Origin of the sequence: Allomuricauda sp. CP2A (assembly GCF_001683915.1) — a bacterium.
In the GTDB taxonomy this organism is placed as follows: domain Bacteria; phylum Bacteroidota; class Bacteroidia; order Flavobacteriales; family Flavobacteriaceae; genus Flagellimonas.
The window spans coordinates 1-19,026 of the sequence record NZ_LXTT01000120.1; the positions used below are offsets into that span (position 1 = coordinate 1).

Annotated in this window: 15 protein-coding genes; all 15 read right to left on the bottom strand. The window is 45.5% G+C overall.

All coding sequences use genetic code 11. The features are described 5' to 3' along the window. Positions 1-214: 214 nt before the first annotated feature. On the bottom strand, positions 215-424 hold the full coding sequence (locus A7D14_RS14100; protein ID WP_051947607.1) for a heavy-metal-associated domain-containing protein: 210 nt from the start codon (positions 422-424) through the stop codon (positions 215-217). A gap of 27 nt (positions 425-451) precedes the next feature. Continuing rightward, positions 452-2,710: a heavy metal translocating P-type ATPase gene (locus A7D14_RS14105; protein WP_067035932.1), complete on the bottom strand. Its 2,259-nt coding sequence runs from the start codon at positions 2,708-2,710 to the stop codon at positions 452-454. Between the two features lie 293 nt (positions 2,711-3,003). Next, positions 3,004-3,342: a DUF305 domain-containing protein gene (locus A7D14_RS20440; RefSeq protein ID WP_235855789.1), complete on the bottom strand. Its 339-nt coding sequence runs from the start codon at positions 3,340-3,342 to the stop codon at positions 3,004-3,006. Between the two features lie 336 nt (positions 3,343-3,678). Beyond that, a complete protein-coding gene (locus A7D14_RS20075; RefSeq protein ID WP_161594393.1) occupies positions 3,679-3,903 on the bottom strand; it encodes a heavy-metal-associated domain-containing protein in 225 nt (74 codons plus the stop codon). 204 nt (positions 3,904-4,107) lie between these two features. Further along, positions 4,108-4,647 (bottom strand): helix-turn-helix domain-containing protein, encoded by a 540-nt coding sequence (locus tag A7D14_RS14125; RefSeq protein WP_081894514.1) that lies wholly within the window; start codon positions 4,645-4,647, stop codon positions 4,108-4,110. A 321-nt stretch (positions 4,648-4,968) separates the two neighbouring features. Continuing rightward, positions 4,969-5,670, bottom strand: a complete 702-nt coding sequence (locus A7D14_RS14135) for a PepSY domain-containing protein (protein ID WP_067035945.1) — start codon at positions 5,668-5,670, stop codon at positions 4,969-4,971. Beyond that, a complete protein-coding gene (locus tag A7D14_RS14140) occupies positions 5,670-6,167 on the bottom strand; it encodes a YybH family protein (RefSeq protein WP_067035948.1) in 498 nt (165 codons plus the stop codon). Before A7D14_RS14140 ends, A7D14_RS14135 begins: the two co-directional genes overlap by 1 nt. Positions 6,168-6,507: 340 nt before the next feature. Further along, complete coding sequence (locus A7D14_RS14145) at positions 6,508-6,966, bottom strand: heme-binding domain-containing protein (protein WP_036385864.1); 459 nt, start codon at positions 6,964-6,966, stop codon at positions 6,508-6,510. Next, positions 6,967-7,596 carry a DUF3347 domain-containing protein gene (locus A7D14_RS14150; RefSeq protein WP_067035964.1) on the bottom strand — a complete coding sequence of 210 codons (630 nt, stop codon included), beginning with the start codon at positions 7,594-7,596 and terminating at the stop codon, positions 6,967-6,969. It abuts the gene before it with no gap. Between the two features lie 131 nt (positions 7,597-7,727). After that, positions 7,728-9,035: an APC family permease gene (locus tag A7D14_RS14155; RefSeq protein ID WP_036385867.1), complete on the bottom strand. Its 1,308-nt coding sequence runs from the start codon at positions 9,033-9,035 to the stop codon at positions 7,728-7,730. Continuing rightward, complete coding sequence (locus tag A7D14_RS14160; RefSeq protein ID WP_036385870.1) at positions 9,036-11,492, bottom strand: multicopper oxidase domain-containing protein; 2,457 nt, start codon at positions 11,490-11,492, stop codon at positions 9,036-9,038. A 25-nt stretch (positions 11,493-11,517) separates the two neighbouring features. Further along, positions 11,518-13,359 carry an efflux RND transporter periplasmic adaptor subunit gene (locus A7D14_RS14165; protein WP_067035951.1) on the bottom strand — a complete coding sequence of 614 codons (1,842 nt, stop codon included), beginning with the start codon at positions 13,357-13,359 and terminating at the stop codon, positions 11,518-11,520. Between the two features lie 4 nt (positions 13,360-13,363). Further along, complete coding sequence (locus A7D14_RS14170) at positions 13,364-14,587, bottom strand: TolC family protein (RefSeq protein WP_067035954.1); 1,224 nt, start codon at positions 14,585-14,587, stop codon at positions 13,364-13,366. A gap of 1 nt (position 14,588) precedes the next feature. Further along, on the bottom strand, positions 14,589-18,425 hold the full coding sequence (locus A7D14_RS14175) for an efflux RND transporter permease subunit (protein ID WP_067035957.1): 3,837 nt from the start codon (positions 18,423-18,425) through the stop codon (positions 14,589-14,591). A gap of 104 nt (positions 18,426-18,529) precedes the next feature. Then, positions 18,530-18,946 carry an HYC_CC_PP family protein gene (locus A7D14_RS14180; RefSeq protein WP_067035961.1) on the bottom strand — a complete coding sequence of 139 codons (417 nt, stop codon included), beginning with the start codon at positions 18,944-18,946 and terminating at the stop codon, positions 18,530-18,532. Between the last annotated feature and the right edge of the window lie 80 nt (positions 18,947-19,026).

Sequence of the window (19,026 nt, forward strand, 5' to 3'; positions counted from 1 at the left end):
AGCCATTACTGGTCCACCTTACATGATTGACACAATCAAGTTTAGAGGTTTTGATTGCAGTGATACCTGAATCTTGCGATGTTTTCAATACTACCAATGACCATGCCTATACCGAAGTTGTGTAGAAAAATCCAATAAACTTATACAACCCGAATAGGATTAAGGTAACCCCAACCCTATTCGAACCATTTAATATATTCTTCTGGACATTCCTTTATTTCTTGGTCAAATGATATCCAGCCGATTCAACAGCAGAAGTGATTTCCTCTTCCGTGGCACTTGTAGTCTGTACGGTCAACAATTTGTCTTGGGAGGCAAAGTCAACAGACCAATCGGTCACGCCATCCACCTTATCCAAAAATGGTTTTACGGTATTGGCACACCCACTGCACTTAATATTTGATTTGAATTGTAATGTACTCATGTTCATCGATTTTAAATTAGAAAATTACTATAGTTTAATCGTTTTAAGCCTCAAACTGTTCAATACGACCGATACACTGCTAAAGGCCATAGCGGCACCAGCGATCATCGGATCTAACAAAAATCCATTGATCGGATACAGCAGCCCTGCAGCTATAGGAATTCCAATGATATTGTATATAAAGGCCCAAAAAAGATTTTGCCTTATACCTATAACGGTCTTATGGGAGAGCTTCAACGCTTTGGGAATGGCATTTAAATCAGAGGTGATCAAGGTCATTTTCGCGACATCCATGGCAATGTCGGACCCTTTGCCCATCGCGATACTGACATCTGCTTGGGCAAGTGCCTGCGAATCATTGATACCATCGCCCACCATGGCGACCACCTTTCCACTTTCTTGAAGCCTTTTCACAAAATCAGCTTTCTCTGATGGGAGCACTTCGGCTTCATAGCTTTTGATACCCACCTGTTGTGATACGGCTTCGGCGGTCATCTTGTTATCACCGGTCATCATGTAAACTTCCATACCATTCCCCTGCATTTCCCGTATGGCTTCCTTTGAGGATTCCTTTATACTATCCATAATGGCCAAAATCGCCTTCACCTTGCCTCCACCGCCAAAGTATATGACCGTTTTGGCTTCCTGCTCTAACCCTTCGACCATGTGCCCCAGGTTGTCATCCATGGCGATTCCTTTTTCGACCATCAACTTATGATTGCCCACAAGGTATTGGGTTCCATCCAATGCCTCAGCGCGAACACCTTTTCCTGTAATACTATTGAAGTTCAAAATTTCGACCGGATTTACCTTTCTATTTTTTAAAAAGGAGACCACGGCTTCAGCCAAGGGATGTTCGGACTGTCCTTCCATGGCATATAAAATTTGCTCCAGGGCCCTGTGATCGGTCACATGGTCCGCAAAGACCATATCGGTCACCACTGGCTTTCCTTCTGTTATGGTTCCCGTTTTATCCAGGACAATGGCATTTACTTTGTAACCCAACTCCAAACTTTCCGCATCTTTGATGAGGATATTGTGTTCGGCCCCCTTGCCGATTCCCACCATGATGGCCGTGGGGGTTGCCAAACCCAGCGCACAGGGACAAGCTATTACCAATACGGCAACTGCGGTCAACAGTGCATGGGTAAAAGCGTCCTCACCTCCCAGGAACATCCAGGTGATAAATGTCACCAGTGAAATCGTCATTACCACGGGAACAAAAATACCGGCAATCCTGTCCACCAATTTTTGTACGGGCGCTTTGCTCCCCTGTGCTTCCTGCACCATCTTGATGATCTGGGACAAAAGGGTCTCCCCTCCCACCCGGTCAGCTACAAACTGAAAGCTTCCTTTTTGGTTTACGGTACCGGCAAAAACTTTTTCATCCTTTGTCTTTTCTACAGGGACGGGTTCGCCCGTGATCATACTTTCATCAACATAGGAACTTCCTTTGGACACCGTTCCATCCACAGGGATTTTCTCTCCCGGTCTAACCAAAATCGTTTGACCTACCTTAACCGAAGAAATAGGGATTTCCCTTTCCTCCCCATCTGCTATCACCTTTAAGGTCTTGGGCTGCAACCCTATCAATTTCTTTATGGCGGAGGATGTATTTGATTTCGCCTTTTCTTCCAATAATTTCCCCAATGAAATAAAGGTGATGATCACTGTGGCCGCCTCATAATATACATGGGGTTCCATGCCTTTACTGAGCCAAAATTCAGGAAAAAAGGTATTGAATGCACTGAACAAAAAGGCAATGCCCGTACTGAGTGCGACCAAGGTATCCATATTGGCCTTACCGAATCTGGCCTGTTTGAAGGCATTTATGAAAAAGCTTCGGCCAAACCAGAACAGGATAGGAACGGCAAGTACCAACGAAATCCACCTACCCGGGACCCAATCCATAAAAAACATCCCAAGAAGGAAAATGGGAAGTGTCAAAATAGCGGACCAAAGGGTTCGCTTTTTTATGGATACATAATGCTTTTTCGAAAGCTCTTCCTGTACTTCGGTAGGATCCTCGGCATCCACAATTATATTATAACCGATTTGACGTACCGCATTTTGAAGATCGCTTAGGTCCATAGCACTGTCATACTCCACAAGGACCGTACTGTTGGCAAAGTTGACACTGGCATTGTAGACCCCTTCGGTATGGCCCAGCATGGATTCCACGCTGGATGCACAGGCAGCACAGGTCATTCCAGTGACCGGGAAAGATTTTTTTGACACCGTCTTCGCTTTCCTTTCGGTGTCCTCAATAATATCGATTGCATCCATTTTCTACTCCAATTTGTATGGTACAAATTTCAGAATAGACCTAAAATGGACTGTTACGTTATTTACTGAAAGAGTTGTAGAATTTTCCGAAAAATCAACTTTTATCTTTCCTCGTCAAGTACTTATAATTGGTGAGTGGTTTATAGAATTCGGCAACATCTATGAAATCAGGTTCGCCCACGTCAATCTTTTTTGGAGAATTTGCCCCGATCAGTTTAGAATATATTCGATAGGACAAACCATTGTAGTGAACTTGGGGCAAAACAAGAATATTGGTAGTAAATAATCGCCTCTCATTCGGCCAGATTCTTTGTTTCTTCCCTAAGAGATCCCTCGAATTTAGGAATAGGCCGCTTTTCTTTTCCTGCTTCGGTTTCCACTATTCCATTTTCCTTGATGTCGTTTATCAACCACTGCATTTCCATTATCTCCCTGCGTTGTGCCTTGATAATTTCATTGGCAAGCTCCCGTACCCTGACATCTTTTATTTGAGAACGTTCACTGGTCAAAATAGCAATGGAATGATGGGGTATCATTCCTTCCATGTAGTCGACTCCTGAAACGGTAACCTGACTCCTGACCAGCCATATCCCACCTGCAATCAACAAAACACCCAAGGCTAATATTGACATGTTCTTGCGTCGGTCTTTATACATCTGTAGCATATATAGTAGCATAATAATGATCATCGATCCCCCCATGATCAAAGTCATGAAAAATCTAGTCTCACTATACCAAAAATGATCAATGATTTGATATGAGTGGGTGTACATTAAAAAAAACATGGCGACCATTGAAGTACCAATCATCGCAAAAAACTTTAAATAATTATTGGATTTCCTTTGACTATCTTCCATTGTGCAAATTTTATCTGGTTATTGTGATTATTCCTTGACTTTCGAGTATTGAATTGTTCCATTCCAATTGTAGGCCTGACAATTTACCTGTTCCAGTTATCGTATATCGGTTCAATTGGCTTTGTTCATCGCTTGTATTTTATATTGACCCCCCTTATTTTCCAATGCCTTTTGTAGCTTTTCAAGGGGGACCTCAAATTGCGACTCCACTGTAGCTTCTGCGTTTTTTAGATCGACCGCTACATCGGCTACACCGGCCACATTGAAAAGAGCTTCTTCAACGTGCCCCCTACAGCCATCACAAGTCATTCCTTCTATTTGGTATCTTCTTTTCATGTTGTGATCATTTTTTATTTTAACAATTTTACACCTAGAATCAACAATGTTGGTTCCAACACGTATGGGAAAAGTAACACTTTCTGTATAAGGGCGTTGTTTGAAAAAAAACAAACCTTGACCCATTTGCGAAGAAAGGTGTTTTTTAAATAGCGTTTAGGAGGCTGGTTCCTTGGAAAGGTATTGCGCCCTTAATGGTAGAGGTTAAATATCATCAAGCGATATTCTATTTTGTATGGCACTTTTCTTAAATTGTGTAGGTGTCATTCCAGTAACTTTTTTAAATTGGTTGCTTAAATAGGCAACGCTGCTATAGTCCAATTGAAACGCTATTTCCTTTAAGCCCAATTCGTCATAAACAAGAAACTCTTTGATCTTTTCAATCTTTTGGTTGATGATATATTGCTCCAAGGTAATGCTTTCCACCGCGGAAAACAGCGAACTAAGATACTTATAGTCAAGATGCAATCCATCGGAAAGGTATTCGGGCCATTTGACCTTTTCCATGGGTCCGGTGTAGTGTATCGCCTCAATCACTAGGTTTTTGATCTGTTCTATCAACTGACCTTTACGATCGTTGATGATCGTAAATCCAATTTTCTCAAGTCGTTCGTTGAGACCTTCCCGTTTTTCAGGCGTGATTTTCCCATTGAGGGTTATTTCACCCAACGACACATTCATATAGGGAATGCCCTCATCGTCCAAAATACCTTTGACGGCCATGATGCATCTCGGACAGACCATGTTTTTGATGTACAACACATCTTTCGATTTACTGGACCCAACTTCCATATCATGCAGTGAATTTCCACAGGGCCTTCAAAAAAATGACGACCACTGCCAATATAACGATCAATATCAAGGCCAATATGCCAAGGATTTTCTTTCTTTTTTCCTTTCTATTCTTGGCCGGATCCCGTTTCTTTTTCGCCAGACCCCTTTTTTTCTTTCGCCTTTGCCTCCTAAGTTCGCTCATTTTTCCCAAAATGGTTCAACTGGCACAATAGTCAACTATTTGCTCCTAACAGGAGTCCTTTGCCAAATAAGTATGTCAATGTGTTTGAACTATCGCCTTTTCCATAATTTTCTGATCGTTGGTGAGCTGACATACCACAACAAGAATCCGCTCAAAACGGTAATCAATCCCATCAGGGAAAAAATCCGTAAAACCATGGTGTTAAAATCGTCCCGTCCCTCATAGTCCATGGTATGGGTCATCCACAAAAAATCGAACCATCTCCAGGACCGATACCTTACACGTTGAAACGACCCATCGGTCTCTGAGACATACGCTTTAAGGTTTTCATCCGTTTCATAGGTGATCACATAGGCCGGTAATGGACGTCCACGATACTCGTGCTGCCCACCTGTTTGGGTGAGTCTTTCGACACTTTTGACCTTAAGTTCGGGCAACATATACTGTGAAGCAACGGCCAAGGCCTGTTGTTCATCGATACCCTTTTTGATCTCCCCCGTTTGTGCATCCATCAAAACCCCACCATTGATCCAATAATAGGGACTTCCCCCTATATTTCTCATTTCCAAAGATTTGATTTTAACGTTCCCGTGTCCATTGGGAGCAATTAAATTCCCAAATTCTGACTGGTCCGGATGCTCCTTGATGAATTGATCTCCATGGATCTCGTCAATGTCCGTCCAACTAAAATATAGTCCACTGATGGTCCACATTAGGAACTGGATCCCAATAAATAGGCCAAGATATCTATGTATCTTTCTGACCTTCATCGATGTTTTTCTTCCGACCATTAGTTCTTCCCGTTGTTCCGTGAGGAGTTATGCATCTTTACAATTTTCCATTCCCCATCCGTTTTTTTAAGGATGGCAGTGGCAACCCCTTTTCTGCTGATTGTTTTGGCCTCACCTCCATTTTCCGATTTTAGGCCAATGGTATAGACATAGCTTTCCGTAGTAAAGGCAAAGGGTAGCTCCACCTTCACTTCAATGGTATAATCCGAAAACCTAAAACTGTTGAAATGTCCAAGTTCTGGACCTATATGATGGTCGAGATAATGTTGATAGGTGCCTTCCACGCCCCCGGATTCAAAAACTTCGGAATCTTTCGCAAAAAGCTCCAAGGTGCCTTCCGTGGTCAAATTTTGCAGGGCCTCCTTGTAGCTTTCCATTATCCGCAGCACAGCGGCCCTGTCCTGGTCTAGGTTTTCCTTGTTAGGGTTTGTTTGGCCAAAGCTTGTCCCTGTGAGAAATACGGCCATTAGAAAAATCTGTAAAGTAATACGTTTCATTGGTTTGTTTTAACATTGTTTAGGTTAGTATATATTGTATGATAAAGGCTCCCAGGACAATCGAAATGACGATCCCATATAGGATATGGGCCAACCATTTTTTTAAAATGGCCTTTTTCGGCTGCACAGGTCCATTGTCACGACAACAATCTTTCATCCTTTTTTTCCATTAGTGCCTGACAAGGGAAGGGAACGATTAACTAACTAACTCACCAACCAATCAACTTTGGGTGTTCCCCTCCCTTTCAGGACTTTATTTCCTCATTCATAGTAACCGGACATGACCAACAACAATAGCAATATCGTTTGTCCCGGTTTTAGGGTAATTTCCATGTCATTTTCAATTATCCAATTCTTCCATTAGATCATTTACCAAGGTCAATATCCGTTCTTTCTCTTCCACCGATAATTTTGCATCCTTATGGATCAGGGTATAGGAAGATAGGGGCATCTTATCGTCTTCGATCTGACTTGCGATGGACTTTAGTTTGCTCCTTTTTCTTCGATCCGAATAGTCGCCCCATTCATTGAAATTGAGTTCTTCCTTTCCCTCTTTTATGTGTTCTTCCAAAAACCAGGCGATGGGTTGGACCTTATTGTACCACGGGTATTGGGTGTTGTTACTGTGGCAATCATAGCAAGATACCCGCAAATCGTGTTCGATATCCTTGGCAACCTGGTTCACCGACATGAAGTCCGTATCGGGAACCACATCGCTCAAGTTGGGATCTGTGGGCACAAACTGGATGCCCACAAATCCCAACAGCACTACCAATACTATGATTTTCAGTACTTTCATTTAATTGATTTCCTTTTGCACCTTACCACAGGTCAACATCTTACTTCCAAAAAATGGATTCTGGATTTCGCTACTTGCGCTGAGCCACGTTCCTCCTTGGTTGTTGTTGTACATGGGGCAGAATTGTTGGTACAAGGTTTTGGAAGTCCCGGTTATGGCAATAAAATCGACCATATCCTTGCCCAGTCCCTCAAAGTGTTCCCGTTGGTGACCGATATCACTTTTGGCGATATGCTCCCCATGTTCCTTGGCCACTTCAATGATATCGGACAGCTCCTTCTGTTGCTGTTCATCGTATACGCTGATATCAAAGCTGCCCAAGGCACTGGCCAAGGCTTGGCCCGATTTGGCCGCTTCATCCTTATTGTCCGCCACCAGGGCATCCTTCAGTTGGAGGTAGCTATCGATCACAGATGTGCCCTGTGCATCGGACGAACCCATATCATGGTCCATGGTCCCGTGGTCCATTTCCCCCGCAGAGCTCTCATGGTGATGGCCCTCTTCCGTTCCCATCTCCATATGGGCTCCTTCCTTGTCATTTGTTTCCTTCTTACCGTCCTTACAGGAAATCACGGTAACGGTCAATAGCGCAATGGCAATTGTACTTAATGTAACTGTTGTTCTTTTCATTGTAATTGATTTTAAGATTAATTCCTGATTTTGATTGCCCGGGGTCGGCATATTTGTATTATCCCCCATTATTGTTACTATTTTAATTTTTTCATCTAATTTTCCATTTCTCCCACGCAAGCACTCTACCCTTATTCTTCCTCGACCGTACGCTTTTTCCCCAAAAACAATCGTTCCCCGAAAAAAATAAGCACCATCAATACCAGGGCAACAATGACCACCAAAAGATCACTACCGGCCTTTGACCAAATAAAGGCGCCCAACACCAGTACATCCAGCACAAGGGCCGTAATGAGGATAATGGGATTTGCACCGATTTCCTTTCGTAGATTGTTTAGGACCCCCCAATGGATCCCGATATCCATGATCAAATAAAAGATGGCCCCCAATGCAGCGATCCGGCTCAGATCGAACAACATGGTGAGCCCTATGGCAATCACCACGGTATACACCAACATATGTTTCTGTATGTCCCCGGGAATCCCAAAATGTCGATGTGGTATCAATTCCTTTTCAGTGAGCATGGTGGTCATCCGGGAAACGGCAAAAATGCTGGCAACGACCCCGGAAACGGTGGATATGATCGCCAGACCAACGGTGAACCAGACCCCATATTTTCCAAAAGCGGGTCTGGATGCCTCGGCCAGCGAATAGTCCTTGGCCGCAATGATTTCCTGGATGGAAAGATTGGAAGAGACCGCAAATGCCACCATGAGATAGACCAGGGTACATATCACCAAAGAAATGACAATGGCCCGTCCCACGTTACGTTTGGGATCGACGATCTCATCCCCACTATTGGTAATGGTGGTAAAACCCTTATAGGCCAATATCGACAGTGCCAATGCCCCCAAATAATCCACCAGGGAATGCTCGGTCAAGGACTGGGAAGGAACGACCTGATCAAAGGTAAATCCAGCTGCCCAAAGGCCACCAATGGCAAAAACCGCTATCCCGCCGATTTTTAGTATGGCCATGACCAAGGACGATCCCCCGATAGCTTTGTTTCCCATCACATTGACAATAAAGGCTGTGATCAACAACAATACCCCAAGGATCGGGGGCCAGAATCCTTTCGACTCCACATCAAAAAGCTCCAATACGTAGGTCCCGAACGTCCGGGCCACCAAACTCTCATTGATGACCATGGAAAGGGCCATCAGCAGTGCACCGGTAGCGGTCCAGGCCGTTTTACCGTAAACCTTTTTGAGGTACATGCCAATGCCCCCGGCAGAGGGGTAGGTATTGGACATTTTGACATAGGTGTAGGAACTGAAACCTGAGATGACTGCCCCGATTAAAAAAGCAAAGGGAAACCATTGGCCGGAGAGTTCGGCAACCTGACCCAAGAGCGCAAAAATTCCCGCACCGATCATCACACCGGTTCCCAAAGCAATGGTATTGGTCAGACTCAGGCTATTTTTTTTGTATTCTGCCATTTAAAAACGGGCTAGCAGGCCTCCGCCCCAACCATATCGGTTGTTGTAATTGGCCTGGATTGAAAAATTACGTGAAAGGATATAGGAGGCCCCTACCAGCCATTGGGTCTCACTTTCATAGGATGAATTCCCCAAATCGTTGACCCATCCAAAATCGGCCCGAAATTCATATTCCCCCTCGAGGAAAATCCTGGGAAAAAGCAATAGTTCCCTATCCAACCTTATTCTTGGACGCAGCTGGTGGTCCATACTCACATCCATATTAAAGCGGTATGGGGTAAAATACTTGACCCCTATCAGTCCCACTGTATTGAAACGGTCATAGGAATCAGGGATGGAGGTTTCCGTGTTTACCCCTGCATAGACCCGTACCCAGTCATTGAGATACCTGTTATAATTGACTTCCACCTCGGCATTTTGGTCGTAGTCAAATTCTGCCCGTACCCCAAATTCATTCCTGATATTACTTGAAACAAGGAAGAGTTCATTAAAATTGGAACCCAATCTGGCAGCACCCCAAGCATAATAATGGTCAGTTTCATCTACCAACTTTTGAACAGGAAAATCCTTCATCCTCAGATCCCTTGGGGTATCATAACTGAAAACCCTGGCCATGCCCCCCATCATGTGGTAGAGGATATGACAGTGGAAAAACCAATCCCCGTACTCTTCATTATAAAATTCGATGACCACTTTCTGCATGGGCGGCACATTGACCGTATGTTTCAAGGGTGACTTTTCACCATTCTCATTGATGACCCTGAAATAATGCCCATGGAGGTGCATCGGATGGTGCATCATGGTCAGGTTGTTGAGGGTGATCCGGGTTACTTCCCCACCTTTGATCTTGATCTTATCGGTTTCTGAAAGTGGCACACCGTTCATACTCCAGATATACCGTTGCATATTTCCCGTCAGGTTCAACAGAATGTCATTGACGGGCAGATCGGCATTATAGGTAGTACTTTCCTTTGCTTTTAAGAAGTCATAGTTGAAATACGTTTTACGGGTATCGTAATCAAAAGCTGAAGTGTCTTTCTGCATCATTGGCATAGTCTGAACCATAGGGTTTTCCATCTTGTCCTTATGTCCGGTGGATTTCATTGACGTTGAATCCTTTTCCATTCCTGCCATATCCCCCATCTTTTTATCCATCTCCATGTGCCTATGATCTTCATTCGCATTCATAGGCCTTTTATCATCCATCTTCGCAATGGGTTTATCCTTTTGACCGCTCATTTCGGTCTTATCCATCGACATCCCATTGTGCATACCCATATCCATGCTGCCATCCTTCATATCCATCTGCATCCCATACTTTTGCATCAAATATTCGGGTGTATTTTTCTTCTTGTTGCCGGCCATTGCCGGAGCTCCCATTTTCATGTCCATTTGGGCCATTTGTTTCATCATCGCCACTTTGTCGGGCCTATCGATGGTCGTTGCGGGAAAAAGCGTTCCCTGCCCTAAATGCAACGAGGTATGCCCGGAGCCGTCCTGTGCCGTGGCCGTTACCTCCAAAGTGCCTTCAGGAACGGTCACGATGACATCATAGGTCTCGGCAATGCCAAAAAGAAAACGACTTTTGGAAACAGGCTCCACATCGACACCATCCCCGGAAACCACCATGGGGTTACCGCCACCGAAATCCATCCAATAATAGGTGGAGGCAGAGGCATTGACGAACCGGAGCCGCACTTTTTCCCCTGGTTTGAAATCAGGGTATTCGGCCAATGTTTTCCCATTGGTCAAAAATGCGGGGTAGTAGATATCCGCAATATCCGCTCCTTCCATACGATCTCGCCAAAATTTGAGTTGTGCACCTAGTGCACCTTCCTTGATGACCCTGCTCAAGGGCACCGCGGTCCCTTTTTTGACCTGGTACCACTCGTTTCCCCGTTTAAGGTTTCGGAGCACGTTCATGGCCTTTTCGTTCGTCCAATCGGAGAGCACCACGACCAAATCCTTATCGTAGTCCAACGTCTTTTCCTTGGGATGGATCAGTATCGAGCCATACACCCCCTTTTGCTCTTGCAGCATGGTGTGGGAATGGTACCAATAGGTACCTGATTGGTTGATCGGAATCCGATATTGGAAAGTTGTGCCAGGTTCTATGGGCGGTGTGGTCAAATAGGGAACCCCGTCATAAAAATTGGGCAAGATCAATCCATGCCAGTGTACGGAGGTTTCCACATCCATCTTATTGGTCACGTTGATCAGGGCGAAGTCACCCTCGTTGAATTCCAAGACCGGTCCCGGAATACTCCCATTGATGGTCATTGCATCGGCAGTGACCCCACCGAGGGTCAATTTGTTCTGTTCCAGTACAAGATTGTATTCCCGAACGGGTCTACCTTCCTCTTTTCTGTCCTCACCATTTGTCCCCACTTGCCCAAAAACATGGGTCGTCAAGGCAGTTAGGACAAAAAACAAGATTTTAGATTTCAATATTTTCATCATTCATTCATTTACATTTGTTCAATTACATTTCATCGGTGATTTCACCGCAGGTCAACATAGCCTCTCCGAAATAGGGGTTTGTGATCTCTTTGGTCGTACTCAACCAATAGGCACCTTTGTTGTTATCGGCCATCGGGCAAAACTGTTCGTATATCTTTTGATCCACCCCAAAAAGCTTGATACCATTGGATAAATGGGCGGACAGCTGTTTAAAATGGTTGCGTTGCACCTTGACATCCGATATCTTTGAAATGGAATTCGCCGAACTGGAGATTTCCTTCGATATCGTCATCCAATGGCCGTGCGCCTTCTTGTCCGTCAATTGTTTCATATCCACATGTTCCAAGGCCGACAACACTTTTTTTGCAGCGGCATTTGCCTTGGTACCATTATCATTGACAAGGGCATCCTTTAACTCCAAGTAGGCGCTCAACACCTGTTTTAATTGGTTTTTAAAAGTCGCTGTCGCCGTCATTCGCTGGTTCATATCAGAATGGTCTGTTTTGTTTTCCAAGCCGGGATCCCCCATATCCATTTCCGAATGATCGCTACCGCCTGTACCCTTGTCATCCCCCATCTTCATGCCTCCGTGGTTATGTCCCGTCATGGCGGGCCCACCTTCAGGATTCATCATGCTCGGTTTCCCGGCCAATTGGGCCGCCGCGTCGATACTAAAGGTCCCGTTTACCGCGATCTCATCCCCTTCTTGCAGCCCCTCCTTGACAATGAAACCATTTCCCAACGATGGTCCCAAGGTGACATCGCGCAACACAAAATTCACCCCATTGGATGTGGTATTCTTGATGTATACCACAGAACGTTCCCCGGTCCACATCACTGCCGACTTAGGAATGGTTATCGCTTCTGATGCAATGGGCTGTTTTGCTTTTACGGTTCCGGAAGCGAACATTTCCGGCTTTAACCTTAAACCGGTGTTCCCGATCTCGATTCTGGCCTTGGCAACCCTTGTCATGGGATTGATCACCGGGTCGATATAGGAAATCCTGCCTTTGAAATTTTCGCCCGGGAGGGAGGGTATGGTAAAGACCACTTCGTCGCCTTTCCTTACCCAGGGCATGTCGGACTCATAAATATCGAACAATACCCAAACGCTGTTCAGGTTGGCAATTTGATATAATGCCTTGCCCTTGTTGACATAGTCGCCAAGGTTTACCATTTTTTCGGTAACGTAGCCTGAAACATCGGCATGTATCGGCAATTCCTCCTTAACGGTCCCGGATTGAAGTATCTGTGCGATTTGGTTGTCGGAAAGCTTCCAGTTTTTTAATTTTTCCTTGGCGGCATTAAAAAACTGCGGTTGGGTGTCCGCTACCTTTCTTGCTTCAAAAAGTTCCTCTTGGGCAGTGACCAGGTCAGGGGAATAAATATAGGCGATGATCTGCCCCTGTTTGATGTACTCCCCTGTAAAATTGACCATTAGCCGTTCCACCCTCCCGGGAATATGGGAAGATTGGGAATAGATCGATCGTTCATCCGCTTCCACCTTGCCATTAAGATCGATCAATTTGACCGGGGCGGTCTTGCCCACGATTTCCGTAGTGACATTGGCAAGCTGCATGGCGGTTTTCGACATGCTAACGGCCATGGGGTCCAGTTCCGAACCGTTGTCATTTTCCAAAGGGATCAAGTCCATCCCACAAATGGGACAATCTCCCGGTTCCGTCTGTCTGATCTGGGGATGCATGGAGCAGGTCCAAATGGTTTCTCCCGATACTTCCGAAGTATGTTGGTGTTCCTCTGTGGCATTGCCCTTGGAGCCCCCGAACAATAGCCATCCCAGCAAAAGTCCAAGAACCAAGGTGGACAAGGCTATTTTTACTATTTTTTGTGTTTCTGATTTCATCTGATTATTTTTTTGCCGTGATATAGTTAAACTTGGCCAACGCTATTTCATATTGCGTCAATGCGCTTATTTTCAATTTAGTATACTTCAACAATTGTTGCTGCATTCGTAACACCTCCTCGAAGTCCTTCCCGGAATTCCCATAGGCTGTGAACAACAGATTGAGTGCTTGTTCCGATTCCATGATCTGTTCATCAAAGAGGGAAATCAAATCCGTCTGCTGCCTTATGTCAAAAACGGCCATTTCATAATTGGTCTTCAATGTATTGGTGACTTCCTTTTTTTGCAGTGCATAACTTTCCTGCATCAATTGGGCCTCCTTTTCGGCTGCCCTGTACTTACCCCTGAATAGGGGCAGGCTCAAGGTAACCATGGGCATCAATACATCCTTGCCATTATCGGGAACCACCATGTCGGTACGCTTATCAACCATTACATAGTCCAGTCCGACCCCCACTTTTGGCAGGCCTTGTTTAAGGGCTGCCCTTTCGGATGCCGCTGCAGCCTTGACCTTTAATTCCAGGGAATTCAAGAGCGGATGGTCCACTACCAAGGAATCTTTGACATAATCAATGGGCAGTACATTGACCCCAAAGGTCTCAGGGATGTTTATTTGTTCATCTTCCTTACGGTCCAATAGTTTATTGAAGGACGCCAAAAGGGGGATTTCCTTATGTTTAAGGATACCCAGATTCGTCCGGGCTTCCTTTAAAAGCACGTCCACCCTTAAGACATCGACCAATGATCCCAAGCCATTTTTGAATTTCGTATTGGAAACCGTCCTGTAGGATTCCAGAATGGCAATGTTGTCCTCTTCGATCCGTACCCACTCCTTAAGTTCGTACAATGGAAAATAAGCTGCTGAAACCTCGTAATAAAGTTTGTTCCTGGCATCCAAAAAAGACTGGTACTTGGCCTCTGCCATAAGTGCAGCGGCATCACCTTGGGCCTTTAAGGTTCCAAACCAAGGAAACATCTGAGTCAGTGAAAACCTTGCCTTTTGGGGCCCTACCCGGGTTTCGACCGGGGAGATGAAGTACCCAAAGGACAGGTTTGGATCTGGTAAAGCCTTTACCTGCGGTACCTTTTGTAACGCCGCCTCAAAATCTTTGTACTGTGAAAGAAGCCCCGGGTTGTTCCCAGCAGCAATCTCAAAGTAGTCTTCCAAGGTCTGGCCATTGGATAGGATACTTGTCAAGATAAATATAATGGTCACTACCTTTTTCATTTTACTGTATTTTTTTCAATGCTTTGTTGCGATTTTTAATGACTGTTTCCCTCCAATAGGCTTGGAGTACCGGGACCACGAACATGGTCATGATCTGTATGGTCATTCCCCCAAAAGTCGGGATGGCCATGGGAATCATAATGTCGGCCCCTTTTCCGGTCGAGGTGAGTATTGGTAAAAGGGCGATAATGGCCACCGCTGCCGTCATCATGGCGGGACGCACCCTTTTTTTCCCGGCCTCCAAAACTGCCGCTCTCACATCCGGTACGGTTTGAGGGTTCTTTTCCTCGAAAACCTGGTGGATGTACGTACCCATGATGACACCATCATCGGTGGCAATACCGAAAAGCGCGATAAATCCTACCCAAACCGCAACGCTTAAGTTGATCGTGTGCATTTGGAACAGATCGCGCATGTTGACCCCTGCAATGGCAAAATTCATGAACCAATCCTGACCATAGAGCCAGAGCATTATGAAACCTCCCGCAAAAGCAACAAAAACTCCGGAAAAATGGATGGAGGATGCGATGACCGTCTTGAACTGAAAAAACAGGAGCAAGAAAATCACGATCAAACTGATCGGTATGACAATGGACAGTCTTTTCACTGCCCTGATTTGGTTTTCATAACTCCCTGAAAACTTATAGCTTATTCCTGCGGGGACCGTTAATTCCCCTGCATCGATTTTTTTCTGGATGGCTTCTTGGGCATCGTTCACCACATCGACTTCCGCAAAACCGTCCCGTTTATCAAAAAGCACATAGCCCACCAAAAAGGTGTTTTCGCTCTTGATGGCCTGAGGCCCGCGGACATATTCAAAATCCACCACTTGGGATAAGGGAATTTGCGCCCCTACCGGTGTGGGAATCAAAATTTTCTTCAACGATTCCGGGTCGTCCCTCAATTCCCTCGGGTAGCGCACCCGCACGGGAAAACGTTCCCTACCCTCAACGGTGGAGGTGATTTTCATCCCACCGATCGCTGTTTCGATGCTTTGCTGCACATCTTCAATGTTCAAACCATATCGGGATATCCCGTCCCTGTTGATATTGAGGTGCAAATAAGGTTTGCCGACTATTCTATCGGCGAATGCGGCTTCTGCCTTGACTGAGGGCACTTCCTTCAAGATACCTTCCAATTGCATCCCAAAATCCTCGATGGTCTTCAGATCGGGTCCAAAAACCTTGATCCCCATGGGAGCGCGCATTCCGGTCTGCAGCATCACCAACCGGGTTTCAATGGGCTGTAATTTGGGAGCAGAGGTTATGCCCGGGATTTTGGTGACCTTTACGATCTCATCCCAGATATCGTTGGGGGATTTGATATGGGGCCTCCAGTTTCGGAAAAACTCACCGTCCTCATCCACGATCAGGTCCTTCTCGGCAATCCCTCGCTGCAAGGCCTCCTCATTGGTCAAAGTGTCTTTATGCTGGGTAATGAACCTATCTTTTCGATCTACTTTATAACGGACCCTATGTCCGTCTTCATTCACAATGAATTCAGGTTTATAGTTGATGATGTTCTCATACATGGAAATGGGTGCAGGGTCCAGTGCGGATTCAACGCGACCGAGTTTACCGACAACCAAGTCCACTTCGGGTATGCTTCCCAAGAGCATATCCAACTGTCCAACCACCCTTTTGTTGTATTCCACCCCTGAATGCGGCATGGATGTCGGCATCAACAGGAACGAACCTTCATTGAGTGATGGCATGAACTCGGATCCTATTCCCGGGAATCTCTTGGAAGCTGCCTGCCATCCCGAGGTCTGTCTGACACTTTTCCAACCTACCGATTCAAAGCCTTTGGCCACGATTCCAAAGGTGCTATCGAACCCCAGCCAAACCAATACCCCAAAAAACAGGGTCACGAATGGGATGAGCATGAACTTTCCCTTGTTTTCCAGACACCACTTTAGGACCGGTGTATAGAAATGTACGATTCCCATCAAAGCGGCCAGGATAATGCCCACTAGAAACAACACAAAAAAGTAGTTGACCACAATACCGTTTTGGGGTCCCAAGGGCATCCATTCCTCGGTCAAGAAGAACGAGGCGATAAAAACGGTCAATCCCAAATTGATATAGTTGGGAAACGATTTATAGTGCTCCGGCCATTTGGGTTCCATCAAATTGTTCAACCCAATGAGTGAAATGACCAATGGCAACCACATCTGGGCATAGAATGCAAAGATAAGCCCGGTGGATATCAATAGAATGGACCAAAATCGTCGCACCCGTTTCTTGTCATAATCCACCCCCAGTACAAAATGGGCCAAGGCAGGCAGTACAACGATTCCCAGTACAAAGGCGCTCAACAGGGCGAAGGTCTTGGTAAAGGCCAGGGGTCTAAACAACTTCCCTTCTGCCGATTGCATGGCAAAGACAGGCACAAAGCTCACGACAGTGGTCGCCAATGCCGTGGTAATTGCCGAGGCCACTTCCACGGTGGCCCTATATATTACCTGAATGAGTTCCTTGCCCTTGGCACCATGGTTCTCGGGCATTTCCAAATGTCGGATAATGTTCTCGACGAACACGATCCCCACGTCCACCATCACCCCTATGGCAATGGCTATTCCGGAAAGCGCGACCACATTGGCATCTACCCCGGCATATTGCATGACAATAAAGGTCATTAGTACCCCGACGGGCAATAGACTGGATATGATCACAGAGGCCCTCAAGTTGAGGACAAGTACCAGTACAACGATGATGCTGATCAGTATTTCGTGCGACAGGGCATTTTCCAAAGTGCCTATGGTCTCGTGGATGAGCTGTGTCCGGTCATAAAATGGGATCACGGTCAATTGGCTTTCCACACCATTGGCCAATGTCTTCTTGGGCAATCCGGGTGCGATTTCCTTGATCTTGTCCTTCACATTATTGATGACCGCCAAGGGATTGGAACCATAACGGGCGACCACTACGCCACCTACCACTTCGGCGCCCCCTTTATCTAGCACGCCCCTTCGTGTGGCCGGTCCCAAGCTGACCACCCCAATATCCTTGATCCGAACCGGGACATTGTCAAATACGGCAACCACGGCCTTTTCTATGTCTTCCGTATTTTTGACATACCCCAAGCCCCTGACCAAATATTCTGCTTGATTGACTTCAATGGTCTTGGCGCCCACATCCCTGTTCGACTTCCGTACGGCCTCCATGACCTTGTATAAGGGGATATTATAGGCCTTTAGGGCATCCGGATTTACATCCACTTGATATTCTTGGACATAACCCCCGATCGAAGCCACTTCGGACACCCCGTCCACGGCATTCAATCCATATTTCACATAAAAATCCTGGGCGGTCCGTATCTCGTGCAGATCCCATCCTCCCGTAGGGTTGCCATCCTTGTCCCTTCCTTCCAAGGTATACCAATATACCTGTCCCAATGCCGTGGCGTCGGGACCCAAAGTCGGGGTAACGCCATCGGGCAACAGACCCGTGGGAAGTGAATTCAATTTTTCCAGGATCCGGGAACGCGACCAATAAAATTCCACATCATCATCAAAAATGATATAGATACTGGAAAATCCAAAGATGGATGAACTACGGATTGTTTTCACTCCTGGAATCCCCAGTAAATAGGTCGTCATTGGATAAGAAATCTGATCCTCGATATCTTGTGGCGAACGTCCGGGCCATTGCGTGAAAACAATTTGCTGGTTTTCCCCAATATCGGGAATGGCATCCACGGGCACCGGGTCTTTGGGCAAAAAGCCCGTATTCCAATTGAAGGGGGAAGTGACAATCCCCCAGGTAACCAACATTATTAAAACGAGAACGGTCACCAGTTTGTTCTCTAAAAAGTATTTTATGATTTTATTGAGCATATCATGAGTTTATTGTGTTGGAAATAGTGAAATTGTTCCAAAGGCAATAAATACCTAGGGCCATGCCAAAAACCATAGCACGGCCAAACGTCATCGATATGCTCTTAAATAAGGAAAGTTTGATCAAGAATCTGAATATCCTTGACCAAAAGGGGCGGAGGGTAATGTACGACAGGAACTATATTTTCCTGTGATCCCTCAAAAAGATTGATGTAACTGTAGGTGAAGGCAATTAGGAACTGATGCTCCCCTATACTTACATTTTCAACTGAAAGTAGAAGATCTTCCTGCCCGAGGACAGAAAGTGTCTCATCTTCACAGCATCCATTTTTTTGCAGATTATGTTCATGCGAATCGGAAGCTTGTTGCACATCCATTCCACAGGATTCCGCTTTACCGAAGAAGGAAAAATCAACAAGATCCTCACCACAATAGTGTTGCCCCACCGCAAAGGAAAATGTGGAGGCCAGCACATTCAGTGCCATGAAACAAGATAATATTTTGAACCAAAATAGTTTCATATGCGATTACAAAACTACAATAATTTTAACAACCCTATTTTATTTAACATATTTTTTATGGCGATTTCATGTAAAATCCT